The 17,305-nt window shown below is 58.8% G+C and carries 16 protein-coding genes; 5 read left to right on the top strand and 11 right to left on the bottom strand.

Annotated features, from left to right (window positions below):
* The first annotated feature begins 99 nt into the window (after positions 1-99).
* Positions 100-726, top strand: coding sequence for a ribosome biogenesis GTP-binding protein YihA/YsxC (gene yihA, locus B2590_RS13705; RefSeq protein ID WP_036210853.1), 627 nt, complete (start codon positions 100-102; stop codon positions 724-726).
* Here the strand turns inward: yihA and B2590_RS13700 are convergent, their stop codons facing one another.
* From B2590_RS13700 to B2590_RS13675, 6 genes are all read right to left on the bottom strand, one after another.
* Positions 727-1,725 (bottom strand): substrate-binding domain-containing protein, encoded by a 999-nt coding sequence (locus B2590_RS13700; protein WP_127401916.1) that lies wholly within the window; start codon positions 1,723-1,725, stop codon positions 727-729.
* Positions 1,726-1,746: 21 nt separating this feature from the next.
* A complete protein-coding gene (locus B2590_RS13695) occupies positions 1,747-2,274 on the bottom strand; it encodes a gluconokinase (protein ID WP_228712264.1) in 528 nt (175 codons plus the stop codon).
* 1 nt (position 2,275) lies between these two features.
* Complete coding sequence (locus B2590_RS13690) at positions 2,276-3,592, bottom strand: TRAP transporter large permease (protein ID WP_127402427.1); 1,317 nt, start codon at positions 3,590-3,592, stop codon at positions 2,276-2,278.
* Positions 3,592-4,113 carry a TRAP transporter small permease subunit gene (locus tag B2590_RS13685; protein ID WP_127401917.1) on the bottom strand — a complete coding sequence of 174 codons (522 nt, stop codon included), beginning with the start codon at positions 4,111-4,113 and terminating at the stop codon, positions 3,592-3,594. The genes B2590_RS13690 and B2590_RS13685 overlap by 1 nt, the downstream gene beginning before the upstream one ends.
* 60 nt (positions 4,114-4,173) lie before the next feature.
* Positions 4,174-5,184, bottom strand: coding sequence for a TRAP transporter substrate-binding protein (locus B2590_RS13680; RefSeq protein ID WP_127401918.1), 1,011 nt, complete (start codon positions 5,182-5,184; stop codon positions 4,174-4,176).
* Positions 5,185-5,457: 273 nt separating this feature from the next.
* Entirely contained in the window at positions 5,458-6,156 is a 699-nt protein-coding gene (locus B2590_RS13675) for a TetR/AcrR family transcriptional regulator (protein ID WP_075194209.1), read from the bottom strand.
* A 228-nt stretch (positions 6,157-6,384) separates the two neighbouring features.
* Between B2590_RS13675 and B2590_RS13670 the strand changes: the two genes are divergently transcribed.
* The 4 genes from B2590_RS13670 (at position 6,385) to coaD (ending at position 10,905) form a co-directional block, all read left to right on the top strand.
* Complete coding sequence (locus B2590_RS13670) at positions 6,385-7,830, top strand: coniferyl aldehyde dehydrogenase (protein WP_036210839.1); 1,446 nt, start codon at positions 6,385-6,387, stop codon at positions 7,828-7,830.
* Between the two features lie 55 nt (positions 7,831-7,885).
* Positions 7,886-8,530, top strand: a complete 645-nt coding sequence (locus B2590_RS13665; RefSeq protein ID WP_228210045.1) for a hypothetical protein — start codon at positions 7,886-7,888, stop codon at positions 8,528-8,530.
* A gap of 18 nt (positions 8,531-8,548) precedes the next feature.
* Positions 8,549-10,141, top strand: a complete 1,593-nt coding sequence (locus tag B2590_RS13660; protein WP_286811380.1) for a GMC family oxidoreductase — start codon at positions 8,549-8,551, stop codon at positions 10,139-10,141.
* A 281-nt stretch (positions 10,142-10,422) separates the two neighbouring features.
* Complete coding sequence (gene coaD, locus B2590_RS13655; protein WP_036210834.1) at positions 10,423-10,905, top strand: pantetheine-phosphate adenylyltransferase; 483 nt, start codon at positions 10,423-10,425, stop codon at positions 10,903-10,905.
* Positions 10,906-10,950: 45 nt separating this feature from the next.
* Here coaD and B2590_RS13650 read toward each other — a convergent pair whose 3' ends face one another.
* From B2590_RS13650 to B2590_RS13630, 5 genes are all read right to left on the bottom strand, one after another.
* Complete coding sequence (locus B2590_RS13650) at positions 10,951-12,243, bottom strand: DUF945 family protein (protein WP_278367994.1); 1,293 nt, start codon at positions 12,241-12,243, stop codon at positions 10,951-10,953.
* A 63-nt stretch (positions 12,244-12,306) separates the two neighbouring features.
* Positions 12,307-14,445 carry a polyphosphate kinase 1 gene (ppk1, locus tag B2590_RS13645; RefSeq protein ID WP_036210827.1) on the bottom strand — a complete coding sequence of 713 codons (2,139 nt, stop codon included), beginning with the start codon at positions 14,443-14,445 and terminating at the stop codon, positions 12,307-12,309.
* Positions 14,446-14,503: 58 nt separating this feature from the next.
* The gene (hemB, locus tag B2590_RS13640; protein WP_036211905.1) at positions 14,504-15,499 is read right to left on the bottom strand and encodes a porphobilinogen synthase; all 996 of its coding nucleotides are present in this window, start codon (positions 15,497-15,499) and stop codon (positions 14,504-14,506) included.
* 138 nt (positions 15,500-15,637) lie between these two features.
* A complete protein-coding gene (locus tag B2590_RS13635; protein WP_278367992.1) occupies positions 15,638-16,669 on the bottom strand; it encodes a lipase secretion chaperone in 1,032 nt (343 codons plus the stop codon).
* Positions 16,670-16,848: 179 nt separating this feature from the next.
* Entirely contained in the window at positions 16,849-17,070 is a 222-nt protein-coding gene (locus tag B2590_RS13630) for a hypothetical protein (RefSeq protein ID WP_036210821.1), read from the bottom strand.
* Positions 17,071-17,305 lie beyond the last annotated feature (235 nt).

Genomic DNA, 17,305 nt, shown 5'->3' with positions numbered 1-17,305 from the left:
GGGGCTGTTCAGCAGCAACGCTCAGCGTACTGCCCGGATTTGGTGTAGCATTATACATTAATCCCTGATAACTGAAATCCAATAGGAATACCAACACCCGTGTCATCAGACCTGACTCAAAAAAGCCTCTCGTTCAACAGCGCCCGGTTCCTGATCAGTGCCTCACGCCTGGAGGAATGCCCTCCGGACCACGGTTCCGAGGTGGCCTTCGCCGGCCGCTCGAACGCGGGCAAATCCAGCGCCATCAATTGCATCACCACCAACGGCAAGCTGGCCCGTACCAGTAAGACCCCCGGGCGCACCCGGCTGATCAATTTCTTCTCACTCAACCGGGAAAACTGCCGGATGGTCGATCTGCCCGGGTACGGTTACGCCAAAGTGTCCCGGGATATGAAAGACGACTGGCAGAAACATCTGGGCCACTACCTGAATGATCGCCGCTGCCTGCGGGGGCTGGTACTGGTCATGGATATACGCCACCCATTAACGGACTTCGACCAAATGATGGTGGAATGGTGCGAACATAACAACCTTCCACTGATGATTCTTGCCACCAAGGCCGACAAGCTGAAATTTGGCCAGGCCAAAACGGCCATGATGGGCATTGCCAAAAAGTTGGAAGAGTTCCAGTGCGTGGAGCACCTGATTATGTTCTCGGCAACGTCAAAACGGGGAGTCGAAGAGTGCCGGGAGGCACTGACCGCCTGGCTGGAAACCGAGGACTAACTAGAGCGTGCCTCCACGCTCTATCCGGTAGCCCAGATCGATACGCGGCTCGGTGATGCCGGCACCGCCCAGGCGGGTCAGCAGCTCCTGGGCCGCCCTCTGGCCCACGGCCTCTCGTGGTGTGATCACACTCGCCAGGGGAGGTACCATCACACGGCCAACGTCGTGACCATGGAAACCGGCGATCGCAATCCGCTCTGGCACCGGAATACCCCGGCGCTGACACTCGAAAAACGCACCAATCGCAACGTCATCGTTGGTGCAGAAGATGCCGTCAACGTCCGGATTCTCCTCCAGTATCCGCACCATCAGGGTGGCACCCACACTAAAAGACGAGCGTTGCTCGCTGCGCAGGGTGACTGGCGTCAGCCCCTGCTCTTCCATTGCCCGGCTGTACCCTTCCTGACGTTGCAAGGTACGGGCATCCAGCCGCACGGCGAGATAGACCACGCGCCTGCGTCCAAGCCGGATCATCTCCCGCACCATGTCATAAGCCGCGCTGACGTTATCAAACCCGACAGCCTGCTCGAACGGGGTCGAATGCGTGTCCATGATTTCCACGGTGGGCACCCCAGCGGTCTGAAGCATCCTCAGCGTGCGGCCCGTGTGCTGACTCTCGGAGAGAATCACGCCGTCCACGTTGTAGGACAGCAGCGATGACAGACTGCGCTCCTCAATCTCGGGGCTGTAGCCGTAGTGAGACAGCATCAGGTGGTAACCGGCGGGCTCGGTAACCGCTTCCACACCCTTGATCACATCCGCAAAGACCTGGTTGGTCAGGGACGGAAGCAACACACCAATGGCGTGGCTGGTGGACTTGGACAACAGGTCCGGCGCGCGATTGGGGATATACCCCAGTGCTTCGGCTTCGGCAAAGATCCGCTCCCGCATAGGCTTGGAGACATTGTCTGCACCACGAAGGCAACGGCTGACCGTCATCTTGGTGGCACCAACCCGGTCCGCAATGTCCTGCAATGTGGGACGTTTGTTCTTTACCATTTACGGCTCCAGCCAGAACGTTCAAAGAGGCCTATCATACCCGAGCCCGACAAGGCAGTGACGGATCACTTGCTCCGGCGTACCGGAGACATCGACGGCCACCGCGTTTTCACCCGGCCCCGGCTCCTCCAGCAAATGGAACTGGCTCTCCAGCATCGCGTGACCATTGAAGTAATGATCGGTTCGGCTGGAGTGGCGCGCCCAGATGGTTTCAAAATCCCCCTTGAGATAAACGAACCGGGTTTCCGGGCTGCCCCCCTGCAAACGCTCGCGGTAGACGCGCTTCAAGGCGGAACAGGCCAGCACCAGACCACCCTCCTCCCGCCGGATCAACTCGGCAAGGTCATCCAGCCAACCGAGACGATCCTCATCGGTCAGCGGAATACCGGCTGCCATTTTCTCCACGTTGGCACGGCTGTGGTAATCGTCCGCGTCGAAAAACGGAACGCCGAGTTCCTGTGCAAGCCTGGCCCCGGTGAGGCTTTTGCCACACCCGGACACGCCCATCACCACGATTTTTGGTGTCTTTGGTGTCATCCTTTCACTCATGTCACTGCCACCATAGCGCCAATTGAGGGAACACAATCAGCAGACCAAGGGCGACCACCTGAAGCGCGATAAACGGCAGCAGGGCACGGAAGATCTCCCCCAGGGAGATGTCTTTTGGCGTCACGGTCTTGAGATAGAAGGCCGCCGGGCCAAACGGCGGTGACAGGAAGGACACCTGCATGTTCATGCAGAACACCACCCCGAACCAGATCGGGCTATAGCCCAGTTCCGTCACAATCGGCACAAAGATCGGCATGGTGAGCAAGGCAACGCCGACCCAGTCCAGGAACATACCCAGGATGAGCAGGATCAGCATCATGAACAGGATCGTCGTCAGGCCATGGCCACCGCTGACGGCGAAAACCATGTCGCGGACGAAATCGATACCGCCCATGAGGTTGTAGACGCCCACCAGAGCGGTTGCGCCGATACCAATCCAGATAATCATGCCGCACACCCGCAGCGTGCTGATGGTGGCCTTGCGCACCATGGCAAGGGACAGCTCACCACGAATCCAGGTGCTGATGGCAATACCCATCACGCCCAGGGCCGAGGCTTCCGTGACCGACGCCACACCGCCATAGATGCTGCCCAATACCACAACCACTGTGAGCAGGGGAAACAGCAGCGCCTTGAAGAAGTTCGGCGCCGGCGTTTCGGGCGTGTCCTGGTCCGACGGCAGCGGCGCCATCTCCGGCTTCAGCCAAACCCGGATCAACACATACCCCATATAGAGCAGCGCCAGTATCAATGCGGGCAAGAAAGCCCCTTTGAACAGATCGCCGATGGACACGTTGGCGGTCAGCCCGTAGATAATCAGTACAATACTGGGAGGTAGCATGGTGCCGAGTGCGCCACCGGCACAGGTGGTGCCAATGGCGAGTTTGCGGTCGTACCCCAGGCGCAGCATTTGCGGCAGCGCCAGGATGCCCAGCAACACCGTCTCGCCACCGATCACACCGGACATGGAGGCGAGGATCACCGCCACCACCAGCGTCTGGATGGCCACACCACCTCGGAGTTTGCGACCCAGGCGGGCCATGGCATCGAACAGGTCCCGGGCAATGCCGGAATGATCCAGCAGCGAGGCCATCAACACGAACATCGGCACCGCCAGGAACACATAGTTGCCGATAAAGCTGTACAGACGGCTGCTGACAATGGGCAGGGCATCCGGGCCAAACCAACCGAGCGCGAACACAAGAGCGACCAGACCGGTGGCAAACGCCAACTGCATACCGGTCAGGAGCAATACAATCAGCATGACAAGCATCAACAGGCTGCCATAGCCGATACCAAGGGAGGCCAGTTCAAACATCATTTATCTCCCTTGCCACGAAGGTCACGCATAAGGTGCAACAGGAACTGAAGCGTCATGACCGCCACCGCAACCAGGATGACCACCTTCAGCAGCGCGGGAAACGGCGGGTTCCAGGCGGAGCCGGAGGTTTCCAGTCGCCAGCCACCCCAGGGCGCCAGTACGGCTTCGGTCGCCATCGACCAGCTGGCGAACAGCAGCATGCCGCAGAAGGCAAGTCCCAGCAGGTGGTGGACAACCCGCAACCAACGCTGGGCACGGTGAGAGACGGCGTCGTAGATCAATACAATACGCACGTGTCGATCGGTAGCCAGGGCATAAAGCCCGCCAATAACAAACAGTGTGGCACCGGCAAAGGTCACGGTTTCGTGCACCCAGAGCGTGGGGGAATCAAACACATAACGGCGGACAATCTCGTAGAACGACACCACTACAATGGCGGCAAAGACCAGGCTCAGCCTCTTGCCAAGCCAGACAATGGCCTTGTCCAGCCGGGTAAACCCGACGTCTTCATCCTTCATAATGAACTCCTCGCTCCGGGGCCATAGGGCGCCCGGAGGCTGATATCGAGGGAACCTGTTTTAGAGGAGGCCCTGGGACTCCAGGTACTCAGTCACCGACTGGTAGACCTTCTCGGCATTGGGCGACTGCTCTGCGTAGACCTGCCACTGGTCACGGGCGATGGTGCGGAACTTCCGACGCTCCTCAGCGGACCAGTCGTGGATGGTAATGTCCGGGTTGGCCCGGGCTTCGTTGACAGCTTCACGATCGGCCATCGCCAACTGGGTGCTGATATCCTGGGCAAAGTCGCGGGCGGATACCGTCATGATGGCCTGAATGTCCTCTGGCAGCTCGTTCCACTCCTTGAGGTCCATCGCGATTTCAATCAATGGCAGCGAATGGAAACCAGGGTTGACCGGGTGCGGCGCAATCTCGTTCAGACCGGCCTCATGGTTGGTGGAGAACACGGTGTAGTCCGCGGCATCAATCACACCCTTGCTCAACGCCGTGTAGACTTCAGACCCCGGCAGGTTCACGGGGGATGCGCCCGCGGCGGCAAAGACAGACTGCACCAGCCCTTCCGGTGCGCGCATCTTCAGCCCCTTGAGATCCTCGACGCCATCCAGCGGTTTCTTCGACACAAACGACTCCACGCCGGTACCGCCACCGCCGACAAATTTCACGCCATAGGGCTTGTAGAGCTCGTTCATCAACTCATAGCCGCCACCATGGTTGATGTAATCAATGAGCTGGTCCGGGCTGGACCAAGCGCCAACGGTGTTGCCGATCAGGCCGAATGCAGGATCCTTTCCCGAGAAATACCCCGTCACGGAAATATGGCCATCCAACACGCCCATTTTCATGGCGCCGAGGGTTTCGGTGTGGCTGACAACGCTACCCACCGGCAGCAGGTCAATCTCGATACGACCACCGGTCATCGCTTCTACCCGGTCGGCCCACGCCTGCTGGATCTCGAAGTTCTTGACGCCGGAAGGATCTGAAGACTGGAACTTGAAGTTGAAATCGGCGGCAAGGGCATTGCACGCCAGGGTGGCTGACAGAAGGCCAGCTGCGAGTCTTGTCGGGAACATATTGGTATCTCCTGATTGTTTTTGTGCCGGCATATGTTACCGGTAACATTTGCGAGTCTATTGGATTTAAAACGCTCTGACAAGGATGCAATGGAAGGTCGGTTTGGGGTTATGAGGGGAGGGCTGGCATAAAAAGCCGACCTGCCAGAAGACAGGCCGGTGAAACGTCAGGGTTTGCGACGTGCTAAAACCTGAGAACTCACTCAGGAGACACCGAGAATGTCCGAATCCCCGATGTCGTAACTATTGACACGCCAATTGATCAAAAGTTCCTCAATGATTCCAGATGGGTTCGCCCTGCCCTGAAACCGATGCGTCAGCCGCATCCGGCAAACGCGGACGATACTTCTCCCGCAACGTCATCACCTGCTCCCGGTAATCCGCCGTCAGATAGGGAATTTCCAGGGTCAGCACCTGATAGATGCCCTGCTTCAGCTCGGTCAGAGTCAGGCTCGCAGAGGCCTCAGAGGCGTGGGCGGTTTTCAGGAAAGCCATCCAGTTGGTAATGACCAACCATACGTTCAGGGACATCGCGGAACGCAGCTCTTCAGGCTGAGGCTCGATAATTCCCGCCTCCGCCAGCTTCTCGAATATCCGGCTGATCGCCGCCAGACAGCGGTTGGTGAACTCGCGGTAGTCCTGGCGCAGGCGTTGATCACTGTCGAGCAGGTATTCCAGGTCGCGGTGAAAAAACCGATAGCTCCAAAGGCCATCGAACACCGATTCGAGATAAAAGGTCAGGTCATCCAGAGTAATGGGCCGGTTCTCCGGGATATCCAGGTAAAAATCCACCAGCTTTTCATACTCGAGAAAGATCTCGTAAATGATGTCGGACTTGTTACGGAAGTGGTAATACAGGTTGCCCGGCGATATCGCGAGGTGGGCGGCGATATGGTTGGTGGTTACGTTGCGCTCTCCCCTTTCGTTGAACAGATCAAGGCTCGAAAGAAGAATCTTGTCTCGGGTTTTCATAGGCTCAGCAATGCGTGTTGTTGTGTGGGTGCCTGTGCTTTGGCGCTGCGATCCGTGGATGGCCCGATCAGCCATCAGGGCCAGCTTGACTACCTAGAGTATATACTCTAATAATAGCCCCAAGCGCAAACTGAATACTTTTTCACCACCGCATTCCGGAGCTGTCGCAGGCTCCACGAACAATAAGGGCGGCGACCCGGCAGGCCGGGGCCGCGAGGAGAGAGCGATATGGTAGCCACCGTTGTCCAGCTGACTGAAAGCAAGAAGCACATCCAGCACACCCACCGTGTGTTTGAGGACCAGAAGAAGGCGTTTCGCAACAACCCGATGCCGTCGCTAACCGAGCGTCAGGAGAATCTGAAGCGCCTCAAGCGCGTACTGCTGTCCAATCAGGATCGGTTACTGGACGCCATCGACCGGGACTTCAGCTGTCGTTCGAAGGACGAATCGCTGATTGCGGAAGTGATGCCGTCCATTCAGGGCATCAACTACACCCTGAAAAACCTGGAAGGCTGGATGAAGCCCTCCAAGCGGCATGTGTCCGTGTTGTTCCAGCCCGCCAGCAACCGCGTTCACTACCAGCCTAAGGGTGTTGTGGGCGTCATCGTGCCCTGGAACTACCCTCTGTATCTGGCCGTTGGGCCGCTGGTGGCCTCACTGGCTGCGGGTAACCGTACGATGATCAAGATGTCGGAGTTCACGCCGCACACCTCTGCTTTGTTCAAGGAGATTGTCGAATCTGCGTTTCCGGAGGACCTGGTCTGTGTGATTAACGGTGAAGCGGATGTCGCCGCAGACTTTTCCAGCCGGCCCTTCGATCACCTTCTGTTCACCGGCTCCACGTCGGTGGGCAAGCTGGTGATGCGGGCAGCCGCGGAAAATCTCACGCCGGTGACTCTGGAACTGGGCGGCAAGTCGCCTGCCGTCGTATCGCCGGATGTTCCGATGGAAGACGCCGCCCAGCGTATCGCTTTCGGCAAGGCGCTGAATGCGGGCCAGACCTGTGTGGCACCGGATTATGTGTTGTGCCCGGCAGACCGTGTGCAGGCGTTTGTGGATGAGTATCGCCATCAGTTTGCGGCGATGTATCCGAGCCTGCGGGATAACGAGGATTACACGGCGATTATCAATGAGCGCCAATATGACCGCCTGCAAGGCTATCTTGACGATGCGCGGGAAAAAGGGGCCGAGCTGATTGAGATCAATCCGGCCAATGAGAACCTGAAGGATGGCACCCGCAAGATGCCGATTACGCTGGCGCTGAAGACCACGCCGGATATGAAGATCATGCAGGATGAGATTTTCGGGCCGATTCTGCCGATCATCAGCTATGGCAACCTGGATGAGGCGATCCATTACATCAATGACCGTCCTCGCCCGCTGGCGCTGTATTTCTTCGGTTACGACAAGTCGATGCAGGAGCATGTGGTCAACCAGACCCATTCCGGTGGCATGTGCATCAACGATGCACTGATGCACGTTGCCCAGGATGACCTGCCATTTGGTGGTATCGGTGATTCGGGGATGGGGCATTACCACGGCAAGGAAGGTTTCCTGACGTTCTCTCATCAACGGGCAATTTTCAGTAAGCAGAAGTTCAACAGTGGCAAGTTTGTGTATGCGCCGCACGGAACGACGGCTCACAAGATGGTATACAAGTTGTTTATTCGGTGACTTGGGTGCTGGTAGTCGCCGGCCAACAAAAGACAATAAGAACAAGAGAGTCGTTATGCCTGAAAGCCTTTCTCGATCCGTGCAAACGGACCTTTCCGATACCGCGATGGACCGTCGGAGTTTTCTCCGGACCGGGCTTGGTGGAGCCATGTTCCTCGGCACGGTGAGTGTGACCGCTGGCCTGTCCGGCTGTGCAACCGCGCCCGCCGGGCGGGACTATCCGATGCCGGGGGCGATGGACCAGAGCTACGAGTTCCAGTTCCTGACCCGCGACGACATTGTGCTGTTTCAAGCTCTACTGCCGGCCATGGTGGGCCCCGGGCTGACTGAGGAGCCCGTGGTTCGCCGCCAGCAGATTCAGGCGACGATTGAGCGCATCGATGCCGGGATTCACCAGTTCGGACCCGCCAACCAGAAGGAGTTGCGGGGTCTGTTTGACCTGCTGAACTTCGGGCTGACACGGGTGACGGTTGCCCGGGTCTGGTCGAGTTGGGAGAACGCCAGCACGCAGTCCGTGGATGCCTTCCTTGAGCGCTGGCGCACCAGTGGTGTTGGGCTGTTCAACAACGGCTACATCGCCCTGACCAAGGTCAGTAACGTGGCGTTCTATGGCCACGAAGACCACTGGCACCTCTCCGGCTACCCCGGACCACCCGCCTGGGCCGTGGACGCCCTGCCCCAGTTCAAAGACAACGCCTGAGCCAACCGGAGCATTATTATGTCGTTAACGGATCGTATCGCCCGTGGGCTTGAGGCTGGCTGGAAGGTCACCGACGGCGCCACCCTGACACAGAACCAGACCCACGAAGCCGATGTGGTGATCATCGGCACCGGCGCCGGGGGCGGCACCACGGCGGAGATTCTGGCGAAAGCCGGGCTGTCGGTGATTCTGGTGGAAGAAGGCCGTCTGTATCACCAGAAAGACTTCAAAATGAACGAGCTGGACGCCTATGCCTCCCTCTACCAGGAAGGCATGAGCCGGGTCACCAAAGACGGAGCAATCGCCATTCTTCAGGGCCGGTGTGTGGGCGGCTCTACCACGGTGAACTGGACGTCCAGCTTCCGTACACCGGCACCGACGCTGAATCATTGGGCCAGCCGTTTCGGGCTCGACGACCTGACCCCGGCAGCCATGAAGCCCTGGTTCGACGGCCGCGAGCAACGACATAACATTGAGCCCTGGCTGGCCGAGCCTAATGTGAACAACGACATCCTGCGCCAGGGTTGCGAGGCGCTGGGCTGGTCCTGGGAGGTGATCCCACGCAACGTCAAAGGCTGCTGGAACCTGGGTTACTGCGGCGTGGGCTGCCCCACGAACGCCAAACAGGGGGCTCTGACCACCACTATTCCCGGCGCCCTGGACAACAATGCCCGACTGTTCCACGGCCTGCGGGCCGACAAACTGGTGATGGAGCAGGACAAAATCAGTCACCTTCAGGCCTCGGCCATGGCGGCGGACGGTGTCACCCCGTCTGGCGTCACCGTGGAACTGCGAGCCCGGCATTTCGTGGTGGCCGCCAGCGCCATCGGCTCACCTGGCCTGCTGCTGCGTTCAGACATTCCCGACCCCCACGACCGCATTGGCAAGCGCACCTTCCTGCACCCGGTCAATGCCACCATCGCGGAAATGCCTGACACCGTCGATCCTTATTACGGTGCCCCTCAGTCGATCTATTCCGACGAATTCAACTTCTCACAGGGCGTCGACGGTCCCGCCGGCTTCAAACTGGAAGTACCGCCCCTGCACCCGGCCATGTCCGCCGGCGTGGTTCCCGGCCACGGCGAACAACAGGTCCGCGACCTGTCGAAACTGCCCCGGCTGAACTCCGTCATCGCCCTGCTGAGAGACGGCTTCCACCCCGACAGTACCGGCGGCACCGTCAGCCTCCGCGACGACGGCAGCCCGATCCTGGACTACCCCGTCAGCGACTACCTCTGGAAGGGCCTGAAAGACGCTTTCTACAAAATGGCCGAGATCCAGTTCGCCGCCGGCGCCCAGAAAGTCCGCCTGATGCATCTGGACTCTCCCTGGTACTCTTCCTGGGCCGACGCCAAAGCCGGCATCGACAACCTCGCCATGGAACCCCACCGCGTCCGCCTGTTCACCGCCCACCAAATGGGCGGCTGCGGCATGGGCCGCAACCCGGAAGAATCCGTCGTCAACGGCTTCGGCGAACACCACCACGTGGCCAACCTCAGCGTCCACGACGCCTCGATCTTCCCAACAAGCATTGGCGCGAATCCGCAATTGTCGGTTTATGCACTGGCTGCAAGGAATAGCACCAGACTGGCCCAAAAACTTAGGAGTTGAAGAAAGGAGCACCACAGGAAATTTGAGGTCTTCTTAGACAGGTACGCAGTCCGAAGTGTCGCGTGAGGAGGGCTTCCCAGGATTGTGTAAAGCCAGGGACGGCTTTACTCAAGCGCACATGGATGTGCTCGTAGCGTATCCTGGGAAGCCCTCCTCATGCGGCACATGCACCAAAGCGAGCAATCCAAAGTCAGCAGCCCGCAGAAGTGAGGGATTAGGGAACATTTTGGTTCAAGACGAAGGCTGCTATCCTGTGCGCTTCCGGTGAAAAGGAGCTCCGAATGCCAAAAGTCATCTACCCGGGTACGTTTGACCCGATCACCAACGGCCATACCGACCTCATCGAGCGCGCAGGCCGGCTCTTCGACGAAGTCGTCGTCGCCATCGCCTACAACCCCAAGAAGTCCCCGCTACTGACATTGGAAGAACGCTGCGAGCTGGTGGAAAAAGCCACCTCCCACCTGCCCAACGTCAGCGTCACCGGCTTCAGCAACCTGCTCGCCGATTTCGTCCGGGAACAGAACGCCACCGTTATTATCCGCGGACTGCGAGCCGTCTCCGACTTCGAGTACGAATTCCAGCTAGCCGACATGAACCGCCGCCTGGCGCCGGAAGTGGAAAGCGTGTTCCTGACACCCTCCAACCACCTGTCGTACATCTCCTCCACCCTGATCCGCGAAATCGCCTCACTGGGCGGCGACGTCTCCGAATTTGTCGACCCGGCTGTGGAAGCCGCGCTCAAACAGAAGTTCGTCAAGGACTGACAGACGGGAAAGCGCTGCCCATCCCGGGCAGCACAGAACAACGGATCAGAATATGGGTGGCAGCGGGATCACGTTGCCATTGATGTCCAGGGCCAGATCTTCCAGTGTGCCCTGGATTCGCAGCCGGTCACCCTCCTGCACCACCATGCCCTGCTTAATCAACGGCGCAACCTGCATCCCCAGCTCCGGATGCTGTTCCACCAGAGCCAGCGGCATGCTGACATCCAGATTGCCGGTCAGCTGCTGCATCACCATCATCATCTGGTCTTTCTCGTCGTCAGACAGCGACGGGTGCTGCACCATGATCTCGCCATTGACCGGGCCATAAGGCGTGGCAAAGGACAGCTCCGGAAACCCGAACGAGAAACCGTTGGCCGCAAGGCCCAGCATGGCCTGATTGATGCGATTCATGGATTCCATCTGCTGCTGCATCATGGCACTCGAATCGCCGCCTGCGGTGTTCAGGGCAGCCGCCTGCATGTCCGTCATTGCCGTTGTCAGGTCACTCCAGCTTTGCACGTCCAGGCCACTTAACACCATTTCCATACGGTGAGGGCCGAAGCTCTCGTCGTCCGCCGTTACCTTTTCCAAAGTAACGACAGCCTCGGAATCAATGCTCTTGCCGTCATCGTCGGTGGTAGTCTCACCACTCATCGAAAAGTCATCAAAGCGAAGGGTCGGCTCGCCCCGGGCCGCCACTTCAAGTCGCGCCAGCGACATGTCCCCGTCACCCAGCCAGACGTCGCCTGTCAGGTGTTCCATGGTCTGTTCAAGGCGAAAATCCTCGATACTGATGCGCAGGTCTGGCCCCCGAATCACGGCGCCCGGCCAAAGCATGAGGATATCAGCCTGTGAACCGTTGCCACTGATTTCTGCTCGGCTAAAGCTTTCCGACATATCAAAGGACTCGCCGGTTTCCTCGTCGATCACACTCACAGCCGGCACGGAAAGCTCGGCGATCGCCGTTCCCCACAGGCGGGTTTCCAGGGTCAACCGGGGCTTTTCGTCGGGGAAGATCTTCTCAACTTCAGCGCCAAGCTCAGGAGGCGGGGTAAAATCAATCAGGCTGCCGGTAACCCCATGGCTTACCCGTGCCTGATAGTCGAATGAGTGCTCGTCACCGGTGTCCGGATCCTGGATCGTGATGGTGCCGGCGAACTCGGCTCCCATGTAGCCCCTGTCATAATCGCGGGTTTGCAGCTTGAACAGGGGCTGCGCCTGATTAACGTCCGCAGTGACCCTCTGCCACTGCTGTTCGGTTACATATCCAACGGCCCAGGGCGCAGCCACACCAACCGCCAGTACGGCTGCACCGGCAACCATCCATTGTTTTTTCAACTGCCTTTACTCCATTACAGCGCCCACATCGCCTCCACTGGGGCAGGCGCATGCGGGTTATCGTTATTTCCCGGTCAGGCGTTCAAGCAGGACCAGTTGCGACGCCAGGCGATCCTCGCCCTCGGCTGCCTGATTCTGAATGTAACTACCGTCCGGCTGCAAGACCCAGGACTGGCAATTGTCCGCCAGATAGGTGTCCAGGTCTTCGCGGACGCGGGCAATCAACGCCGGATCCTCAATCGGAAACGCCGTTTCCACGCGGCTCAGCAGGTTCCGTTCCATGCCGTCGGCGCTGGACCCATAGACTTCCGGCCGGCCGTTGTTGCCGAAATAGTAAACCCGGGTGTGCTCGAGGAAACGGCCAATGATGGAGCGCACCCGGATGTTGTCCGACAGCCCCGGCACTTCCGGCCTCAGGCAGCAGATACCGCGGATAATCAGATCGATTTTCACGCCTGCCTGAGACGCACGATACAACGCCTTGATCAACTCGCGCTCAGTGAGGGCGTTAAACTTGAAAATAATCCGGCCTTTGGGCCCCAGTTCCGCTTCACGGTCCACCAGGCCCAGAAGACGGGTATGGAGTGTGAAGGGTGAGTGAAACAGTTTCTTTATTTTCAAGGCCTTGCCCATGCCCGTCAGCTGTTGGAACAGCTTGTTGACGTCGTCACCGATGGATTCGTCGCTGGTCATGTAGCTGTAATCGGTGTAAAGGCGGGCGTTACCGGCATGGTAGTTCCCGGTACCCAGGTGTACGTAACGCCTCAGCTTTCCTTCCTCACGGCGCACGATCAGGATCATCTTGGCGTGGGTCTTGTAACCCACCACGCCGTAGACCACGATCACACCCGCTTCCTGCAGTCGGCTGGCCAGCTCCAGGTTTTCCGCCTCGCTGAACCGGGCCCGCAGTTCGATGATCGCAGTCACCTCCTTGCCACGCCGGGCTGCATCCATCAGCGCTTCGACAATTTCCGAGTCGGCACCGGTGCGATACAGGGTCTGACGGATAGCCAGGACCTGTGGGTCTTTTGCAGCCTGCCGCAGCAGGTCGGTCACGGGACTGAAGTTTTCATAGGGATGCAGCAACAGCAGCGGTCGCTTGCGGATGGCATCGAACATGGATTCCTTGGCACGGATCTGCCTGGGAATCGAGGGCGAAAAACCCGAATAGGTGAGGTCCTGGCGATCCACCAGCCCACCGACGGCCATCAAACGTGTCAGGTTGACCGGGCCGTGAACCTGATAAAGGTCACGATCCGTCAGTCCAAACTCGCGCAGCAGAAAATGCACCAGTTCTTCCGGGCAGTTGTCCGCCACTTCCAGCCGCACGCCGTCACCGAAGCGCCGGCTCAGCAACTCGCCGCGCAGGGCGGAGGCCAGATCTTCAAGGTCGTCTTCCAGTTCAAGGTCGGCGTTGCGGGTCAGGCGGAACTGATAGCAGCCTTTCACCTCCATGCCTGGGAAGAGCTCATCGGCATGGGCGTGAATCATGGAGGACAGGAACACCAGGTTGTCGCCACCGTTACAGACGTCATCCGGAAGCCTGACCAGACGCGGCAACGAACGTGGCGCAGGCACGATGGCCATCCCGGTTTCGCGACCGAAGGCATCCTTACCGTCCAGCTCAACAATGAAGTTCAGGCTTTTGTTGACCAGGCGCGGGAACGGGTGGGAAGGGTCCAGCCCGATGGGGCTGACCACCGGCAGGATTTCCTCTTCGAAGTAACGGCGCACCCAGTCGGCCTGAGCTTCCGTCCATTCACGACGCCGGACGAAGTGAATGTTTTCCTGCTCCATCTCAGGGATCAGCACGTTGTTCAGGATGTCGTACTGTTCCCGGATGTACTCGTGGGCCACCCGGCTGATTTCGCCCAACACCTGCTCCGGCATCATGCCGTCGGAGCCCAGGGTTTCACGGCCATACTTGATCTGCTGGCGCAGGCCCGCCACCCGGATCTCGAAGAACTCATCCATGTTGCTGCTGAAAATGCAGCAGAACATCAGCCGGTTAATCAACGGATGCGTGGTATCCAGAGCCTGTTTGAGCACCCGGTAGTTGAACTGAAGCTGGCTCAGTTCGCGGTTGAAATAGTTTTCCTGGGCGGCGACATCAACTTCCACGCCGGGGGATGGTGCTTCCACGGGAGCCGGCACGTCCGGAACATCGACAGCCTTTAGCTTGTTTGCAGATTCAGTAGTCATTGCTTACTGCTTCCATTTATCAGAGGCCTTAAGGCACCCTGCTGTTGACTGTAACCTGTCAGGTGCGGTTATCACGCATCAGCCGTGCAGCCCTGACGGCAAAATAGGTAAGGATGGCGTCTGCACCGGCACGGCGCATGGCCATCAGGCTCTCCATCATCACGGCGTCGCCATCCAGCCATCCGTTCTCGGCAGCGGCCATGTGCATGGCGTACTCGCCACTGACCTGATAGACGAACGTTGGCACCTGCAGTTCCTGTTTTACCCGGTGAACGATATCCAGATACGGCATGCCGGGTTTGATCATCACCATGTCGGCCCCCTCGGCGATGTCCATCGCCACTTCCTGGAGCGCCTCATCACTATTGGCCGGGTCCATCTGATAGGTGGCCTTGTTGCCCTTGCCCAGGTTGCCCGCTGAGCCGACCGCATCGCGGAACGGCCCGTAATAACTGGAAGCATACTTGGCAGAGTAGGCCAGAATACGCGTGTTCACATAGCCAGCGGACTCCAGGGCGTCGCGGATGGCAGCGACCCGGCCGTCCATCATGTCGGACGGCGCCACAATATCCGCACCCGCGTCGGCATGGGACAACGCCTGATTAACCAGCGCTTCCACGGTCACGTCGTTCAGCACATAGCCGTCGTTGTCGATAATGCCGTCCTGGCCATGGGTGGTGAATGGGTCCAGTGCCACATCGGTAATAACACCCAACTCAGGGTAGGCGTCCTTCAGCGCACGCACCGCACGCTGGGCCAGACCATCGGAATCCCACGCGCCAGATCCGGACAGGTTCTTGTGCTCCGCAGGCACCACGGGAAACAGCGCCACGGCCGGAATCCCAAGCGCCACCAGTTCCGCCGCCTGTTCCACCAGAAGATCAACGCTCAGGCGCTCGACGCCGGGCATGGAGGGTACCGCCTCCCGCTGACCCTCGCCTTCCAGTACGAACACCGGAAAGATCAGGTTGTCGGCACTGAGCTGATTCTCCCGAACCAGACGCCGGGAAAAACCGTCAACCCGGTTACGACGCAGACGAGTGGCTGGGAACATGCGATTGGCCGAAAAGCTCACGGAATACCTCCTGTGGAAAATGGGGCTACCGCCCCATCATACACGCCCATAAGCGGCGGTGGCAGGGCCTACAGCCGAGCCACACCATCAGGCTACTACGTTCAGATGAAAGGACTGTTACCGGATGGAATCCAGGGCCTCGGCACGCAGCTTTTCAGCGCCCTCGAAATAATCATCCCTGAGCGCGTCAATGGCGGCTTTGCGCTCCGGGCCAGCAAGCCCCATGTCGTCAAGCTCCGCCAGGTCCTGGCTATAGGCCTGCCACTTGGCTTCCCATACCTTTTGTTCGGCTTCCACCTTCTCCAGCTCACGGGCAGCCTCGGCACCAAAGCGTTCCTCCCTCCAGGCGCGCAAGGCGTCGGGATCATCTGCGAATTCCGACTGCGCACGCTGGTAGTCGGCGAATTTGCGGGTTTCCCGACGAGCCTGACGAAGCGGTTCCGGGAGTGCCTTCTCGGCTTCCGCCAGCGCCTGCTCCCGCTCTTTTTCAGACAGAGACTGATCGGTTCGGATACGCAGCTGCTCAACCTGGAACTGGTCTACGGCCTCGTCCATTGCAAAAAAGGCGTCGGCGGTTTGCGCATCCATCCAGGTGCGTCGCAGGGCGCGTATTTCTGCCATTCGCCGTTGCATGTCCTCTGCATTCGTCGTGGTGTCATGACCATAGGTGGCTTCCAGGTCGCCCAACGCCAGCTTGTAGTCCAGATAGTCCCCCAAAGTGTCGAGAGCTTCCGATCGGGCCGGCTCTTCAAGCCGGGCCAACGCCTGCTCTATCCGGGCAACCAGTTGGGGTAACGTCTCCTCGCCCAGAGCCGCCAGGTAATATTCAAACAACTGGCGCAACTGCGGCGTGGGGACCAGGGAGCCATTAGCATCGGTTTCGGCCCAGCCACCGGGCACGCTGGTTCCCGCCAACGACGCTGGCATTGTATCCGGCACCGCAACCGCGGTTTCGCCTACAAGTTTTGACGGCGCCCTACGTCCGGTCGTGGAATCCGACTTTGGCACAACGCCGCTTTCTGTGTCGGCGGTTGTATCAACTGTCTCCTGAGAGGGGGTCGGGGTATCACCAAAGAAAATGACCATGCCCGCCGCGATCAGCGCCATGACGACAAGCGCCGTGGTTGCAAAACGAAGGAATCCTCTCATGAACGCGGCCTGTTTAAGGGTCGAATGTGGGGTGAGTAACGGTCATGGTGCACGGAACACGCTATCCTGCAGAACGCAGCATAGAGGAATACGGGGTACTGCGGTGAGACCGGCGTCAAAACAACCGTAAACCACGAACGCAAACAGGCCGCAGCCTCAGAGGCTGCGGCCTCATGAATTCAGAGGGAGCGATTATTGAAACCGACATCCACCTTGCGGGAAGGGTCCGAACGGAATGCCGTATCCACTTCCTGAATTCTGCCGCCCTGGTTCAGAAACGATTCAATATCCTGCTGAAGCTGAGCGCGGATTCGCGCACGGCCGGCAATGGAATGTGTATCGTCGCTGTCATGTGTCCAGCTACCGGATTGCTCCAGATTGCTTTCGTCGAATTCACTCATGATTTTCTCCATCAACGAAAACAGTACAACGAGCGCGCCAAGCCTGTTATGGCACGGCCGCCCCATCTCGGCGGATGCGTCTTACTACCTGCCTTGGCGTCTTTATAATCCGCTTTCAGTTGCAACGCTATTTCCTGACAACGGTTTTTTTGTAAATTTTTGTAAGCAACTCCACGATATTGTTTTTAATGAATAATATGAACCAAGCTATACTGCTCTATTGATTGACACAAAG

It is taken from the genome of Marinobacter sp. UBA3604 (genome assembly GCF_002375325.1).
Classification (GTDB): domain Bacteria; phylum Pseudomonadota; class Gammaproteobacteria; order Pseudomonadales; family Oleiphilaceae; genus Marinobacter; species Marinobacter salarius.
Note: the sequence above shows the minus strand (reverse complement) of the source record. Positions and strands in the feature narration are given on the sequence as shown.

What these genes read in the sequence shown, in the direction of transcription:
- coaD (WP_036210834.1), top strand. Translation starts at nt 10,423, where the DNA reads ATGCCAAAAGTCATCTACCCGGGTACGTTTGACCCGATCACCAACGGC.
- B2590_RS13660 (WP_286811380.1), top strand. Translation starts at nt 8,549, where the DNA reads ATGTCGTTAACGGATCGTATCGCCCGTGGGCTTGAGGCTGGCTGGAAG.
- B2590_RS13670 (WP_036210839.1), top strand. Translation starts at nt 6,385, where the DNA reads ATGGTAGCCACCGTTGTCCAGCTGACTGAAAGCAAGAAGCACATCCAG.
- B2590_RS13665 (WP_228210045.1), top strand. Translation starts at nt 7,886, where the DNA reads ATGCCTGAAAGCCTTTCTCGATCCGTGCAAACGGACCTTTCCGATACC.
- B2590_RS13675 (WP_075194209.1), bottom strand. Translation starts at nt 6,156, where the DNA reads ATGAAAACCCGAGACAAGATTCTTCTTTCGAGCCTTGATCTGTTCAAC.
- B2590_RS13630 (WP_036210821.1), bottom strand. Translation starts at nt 17,070, where the DNA reads ATGAGTGAATTCGACGAAAGCAATCTGGAGCAATCCGGTAGCTGGACA.
- B2590_RS13635 (WP_278367992.1), bottom strand. Translation starts at nt 16,669, where the DNA reads ATGAGAGGATTCCTTCGTTTTGCAACCACGGCGCTTGTCGTCATGGCG.
- B2590_RS13685 (WP_127401917.1), bottom strand. Translation starts at nt 4,113, where the DNA reads ATGAAGGATGAAGACGTCGGGTTTACCCGGCTGGACAAGGCCATTGTC.
- B2590_RS13690 (WP_127402427.1), bottom strand. Translation starts at nt 3,592, where the DNA reads ATGTTTGAACTGGCCTCCCTTGGTATCGGCTATGGCAGCCTGTTGATG.
- B2590_RS13680 (WP_127401918.1), bottom strand. Translation starts at nt 5,184, where the DNA reads ATGTTCCCGACAAGACTCGCAGCTGGCCTTCTGTCAGCCACCCTGGCG.
- ppk1 (WP_036210827.1), bottom strand. Translation starts at nt 14,445, where the DNA reads ATGACTACTGAATCTGCAAACAAGCTAAAGGCTGTCGATGTTCCGGAC.
- B2590_RS13700 (WP_127401916.1), bottom strand. Translation starts at nt 1,725, where the DNA reads ATGGTAAAGAACAAACGTCCCACATTGCAGGACATTGCGGACCGGGTT.
- B2590_RS13695 (WP_228712264.1), bottom strand. Translation starts at nt 2,274, where the DNA reads ATGAGTGAAAGGATGACACCAAAGACACCAAAAATCGTGGTGATGGGC.
- hemB (WP_036211905.1), bottom strand. Translation starts at nt 15,499, where the DNA reads ATGTTCCCAGCCACTCGTCTGCGTCGTAACCGGGTTGACGGTTTTTCC.